Origin of the sequence: Bradyrhizobium sp., from assembly GCF_035701725.1 — a bacterium.
GTDB lineage: Bacteria > Pseudomonadota > Alphaproteobacteria > Rhizobiales > Xanthobacteraceae > Bradyrhizobium.
The window spans coordinates 1-3,934 of record NZ_DASSRP010000337.1 but is presented as its reverse complement, the minus strand read 5'-3'; the positions used below and the strand labels follow the sequence as shown (position 1 = coordinate 3,934).

General features: G+C 60.0%; 4 protein-coding genes and 1 tRNA gene. 2 read left to right on the top strand and 3 right to left on the bottom strand.

Annotated elements, in window-relative coordinates:
* The 3 genes from VFL62_RS20360 to VFL62_RS20350 all read right to left on the bottom strand — a co-directional run.
* Positions 1–736 (bottom strand): Arm DNA-binding domain-containing protein (locus VFL62_RS20360; protein WP_325174183.1); only part of this gene is annotated, 736 nt, incomplete at its 3' end.
* A 232-nt stretch (positions 737–968) separates the two neighbouring features.
* Positions 969–1,058, bottom strand: a tRNA-Ser gene (locus VFL62_RS20355).
* Between the two features lie 529 nt (positions 1,059–1,587).
* On the bottom strand, positions 1,588–2,706 hold the full coding sequence (locus VFL62_RS20350; RefSeq protein WP_325174182.1) for an ROK family protein: 1,119 nt from the start codon (positions 2,704–2,706) through the stop codon (positions 1,588–1,590).
* Positions 2,707–3,093: 387 nt separating this feature from the next.
* Between VFL62_RS20350 and rplU the strand changes: the two genes are divergently transcribed.
* Positions 3,094–3,597 (top strand): 50S ribosomal protein L21, encoded by a 504-nt coding sequence (gene rplU, locus VFL62_RS20345; protein WP_325174181.1) that lies wholly within the window; start codon positions 3,094–3,096, stop codon positions 3,595–3,597.
* Between the two features lie 85 nt (positions 3,598–3,682).
* Positions 3,683–3,934, top strand: a 252-nt coding sequence (gene rpmA, locus VFL62_RS20340; RefSeq protein WP_325174180.1) for a 50S ribosomal protein L27, incomplete at its 3' end; no start/stop codon positions are given.

Here is a 3,934-nt window from a genome sequence, read left to right as displayed (position 1 = left end):
CTGCGTTGCCTGGCCTGACGGCCGTCAGAACTTGAAACTCAAGAGCTGCTGCAGCGGTACCATCACGCTCGCGGAGCTTGCGCATGAAGTTGGGCAATTGCCGATAAGGCAGCGCCGGATGATTGCGGACCTTGCGAACCTTCGACGTAGCCGGGAGTAGATTGTCGAGATGCCCCTTCCAGCGGGCCGGGTTTTCGCCTTTGAACTCGCCCTTTGCCTTGGCGGCGTCGATCACCTGCTCGATGCGACTGCGAATGCGGCTGGCCGTTTCGGTCTTGCTCGCCCAGATCGGCTCGATGATCCGCAGCACCAGCGTCGTATCAATCGCGCTGATGGGAAGATCGCGGATCGTCTTGCAGTAGTCGTTCTTGGCAGGTTTGCCGTTGGGGTCGGTGCCCAGCAACGTCATCTGCCACTGGTCCGCGTGCTTGGAGTTCTTCCAGCCGGCGCGATTAGCTTTGATGAACCGCTTGGCCGCCGCACCGAACGTGATCGCCTTGGCAGCGTCGATGCGGGCGGCGGCTTCCGCCTCGCGCTTGGCTTGGATCGGGTCAGCGCCATTGCGCCGGACCTTGCGCGCATCAGTTGCTTTCTCGCGCGCCTCTTCAAGGCTCACCTCGCGCAGTGACCCGAGGCCATGCCAGTGAGTGCGTCCATAAAGCTTGTATCGGAACAACCAGCTCTTGGAGCCGCCCTTCGCCACCTGGAGATACAGGCCGCCGCCGTCAGCATGCATGCCGCGCGTTGTCAGATGTTCGACCTTCTTGGCGGTCAGTTTGCCGTAGCCCCTCGCCATCTCGTTCTAGGACTTCGCCTATCCTCTACATACACCTTTACATACACTTGGGCATGAGATTTGGCGAGACGAGATGGAATTGAATGGAACGCCAAAATCCGCACAAGCTGCTGGTATTGCAGCTCTTTGTGTCAGGAATTGGGGCTGGATGAAACTTTCTGGAACGACCTTCTGGCGGAGAGGGGGGGATTCGAACCCCCGATAGGCTTGCACCTATGCCGCATTTCGAGTGCGGTACAATCAACCACTCTGCCACCTCTCCAGGCGCAAATCAGGGCAAATCGGTGCCCCGGGTCGGAGGCGTTTCTAGAGTGTTTTGATCCGAAGTGGAAGCCGGTTCGCACAGCAATCTCGTTTTCGAAAGAATTGCGCAGACTTGGCTGCGGTAGAAAACCCGCCGAACAAAAGCAGCTGGGAAGTCCGGCCAGACGGGGTGGATGGATTGAAATCTCACCGACTGGGGGCGCGCGATAAACGGGAAGTGCGGTGTGCGCGGGCGACAAACGCCAGGGCGTTTGCGCCGGGGGTGGGACCGCCAGACGCGGAAAAAACCGGCGGTCCCGTGTCGTCTCATTGAAATTGCTGGCCGGGAAGTGCGGCTTCGCGGGTCAGCCTGAGCGACGTTGCTGACCTTATCGATCGCTTTGGCTCCAGCAACGCGATCCCGTTTTTAACCTAACCACTCAAGGTTACCGGCCGGGCGACAATTCCAGATCCCCGTGTAAACACGGAAAAAAAGCGCGCTCGCAACAGATGCCGACAACGCCAAGGAAGGCGCGAAAAAAGCGGGTTTAATCGCCCTTCTTCTTGTCCTTCTTGTCGTCGCCGTCGCGGTCCTTTTCCTTCTTGTCCTTGCCATTGCGGCGGTTGGAAAACCGCGCATTGCCAAGCCCGGTGCCGATGGTCAGGACGCCCCAGTGCTCGACATCCTGCATGAAGGGAACTTCCGACAGGCCCTGCACCACGCCGTCGTTATGCATCAGCACCGCGGTGTCGTGATCGCCGATCATCGGGATCGCCTCGACCAGGCTCGCCGGCAGATTGAACTTGCTGCTCTCCCAGTTGCCCGGCAGGTTCTGCGCGCCTTTGGCGATCGAGCCGTCGTCGTTGATCACGCCGGGACAGGCGATGCCGATGAAGGGCGCAAGCTTCAGCCCTTCCGTGTCGGCCTCCTCGATCAGGCCCTTGAGCATCTTCACCATGCGCTTGATCGCGCCCTCGCGCGTCGGCTCGTCGTCGGCATGACGCCACAAAGCGGAGTGCCATACGGATGCCTTCGACAGGTCGGAAGCCTTTTTCCAGCGGGATTCGACCACGCCGCAGCGGATGTTGGTGCCGCCGATATCGATGGCGAGAATGCTGTCATAGCCCTCGAAGATCCACGACGGCGCCAGATGCAGGCAGCCGATCAGGCCCGCTTCATCCGGATCGAAGCGGATCGGCGCCAGATCGACCTTGAAGCCCTCGGCTTTAAGCAGGATATCGGTGCGGGCAATCGCAAGTTCGCCGACCCGGCTCTGGCGAAAGCCGCCGCCGACCACGATACACTCCGTATCGGCCCAGGATTTCTGCTTGAGGAAGCGGGAGGTCACGTAAGCCAGCTCACTGGCGAATTCCTCGATCGCGCCATGGACCAGCGCGGCGGCGCCGATATCATCGCCAAACAAGGCTTCGTCGAGTTCGCTCTTGGTGATTTTCGCCGCCGATTTGTTGCCGAGCGGGTCCTCACCATTCTTCTTCAGCGGTTTGCGCAGGTCGTCGAGGATTTTCCGGAACGCACCCTTGCTCGCGCGGTCGCCGAGAAAGCCGTCCTCGTCCTTCAATTCGACATTGAAACTGTCCACGTCCACCGACGGCAGGCGCGTGGCGCCATGCCGGCCAATTCCCGTCGCTAGAACTTCCTCAGCCATCCAACCCTGCAAAATGAGCGAACGAGGGTACAACCCCCGCGGAACCCGTTGGTTTCGTGAAAGGGGCGAATTGCGAATAGGGAGTCGCGAACAGGAGGTACAATTCGCCATTCGCTACTCGCCATTCGGCGCCTTTTTCGGGCAAATCCCGCGAAAATGGCCGGTTTTTCCGCCCATTTGCCTTGACTTGGGGCCTTGAGCCGCTATAAGTCCCGCACCCGGCGCGGGAGGCTTCTCGCGCTGTTTGTTTTTGCGCGAAATGCTTTTGGGGGCTTTGGCCTTTTTGGGTCTTAGCTCGGTCGCGCGGAAATTGAACCCATAACGACTGAAGAAAAAGCCGGCCCGGGCAATGTTCGAGGCCGGGATCGAACACGAAGGAATAAAACGATGTTCGCAGTCATCAAAACCGGCGGCCGGCAATACCGCGTCGTTCCGGATGATGTGCTCGAGATTGGCAAGATCGCCGGCGACGTCGGCACGATCGTGCAGCTGGGCGAAGTTCTTTTGGTCGGCGGTGATTCGCCGGTGCTGGGGACCCCCACCGTTGCCGGTGCTTCCGTTGCGGCCGAGGTGCTGCAGCACAAGCGCGGCCCGAAAGTCATCGCGTTCAAGAAGCGCCGGCGCAAGAATTCGCGCCGCAAGCGCGGCTATCGCGACGAGATCACGGTGCTTCGCATCACCGAGATCCTGACCAACGACAACAAGCCGACCATCGGCCCGCGCAAGAAGCCTGAGAAGGTCGCCGCGAAACCGGCCGATGATGCTGACGAGGCGCCCGCCAAGAAGACGGCGGCGAAAAAGCCGGCGGCCAAGAAGGCTGCGGCAAAAGCGCCCGCCAAGAAGGCTCCGGCGAAAAAGGCCGCAGCCAAAGGCAAAAACGACAAGAAGTGACACGCTTCAGAACGGCGTGACATAAAGTGAAGTGAATTCGTCATCGAATTGATCTAGAGATCGGTTAAGAAGTTGGAGACGGGCCATGGCTCACAAAAAAGCAGGCGGATCATCACGTAACGGCCGCGATTCCGCAGGTAAGCGCCTCGGCATCAAGGCCTATGGCGGCGAGCATGTGATTCCCGGCAACATCATCGCGCGTCAGCGCGGCACGACCTGGCACCCCGGCCTTAATGTCGGCATGGGGACCGACCATACTCTCTTCGCCAAGGTCGAAGGCCGAGTCGAATTTCAAGCCAAAGCCAATGGTCGCACGTTCGTATCGGTTCGCCCGCTT

What these genes read in the sequence shown, in the direction of transcription:
- rplU (WP_325174181.1), top strand. Translation starts at nt 3,094, where the DNA reads ATGTTCGCAGTCATCAAAACCGGCGGCCGGCAATACCGCGTCGTTCCG.
- VFL62_RS20350 (WP_325174182.1), bottom strand. Translation starts at nt 2,706, where the DNA reads ATGGCTGAGGAAGTTCTAGCGACGGGAATTGGCCGGCATGGCGCCACG.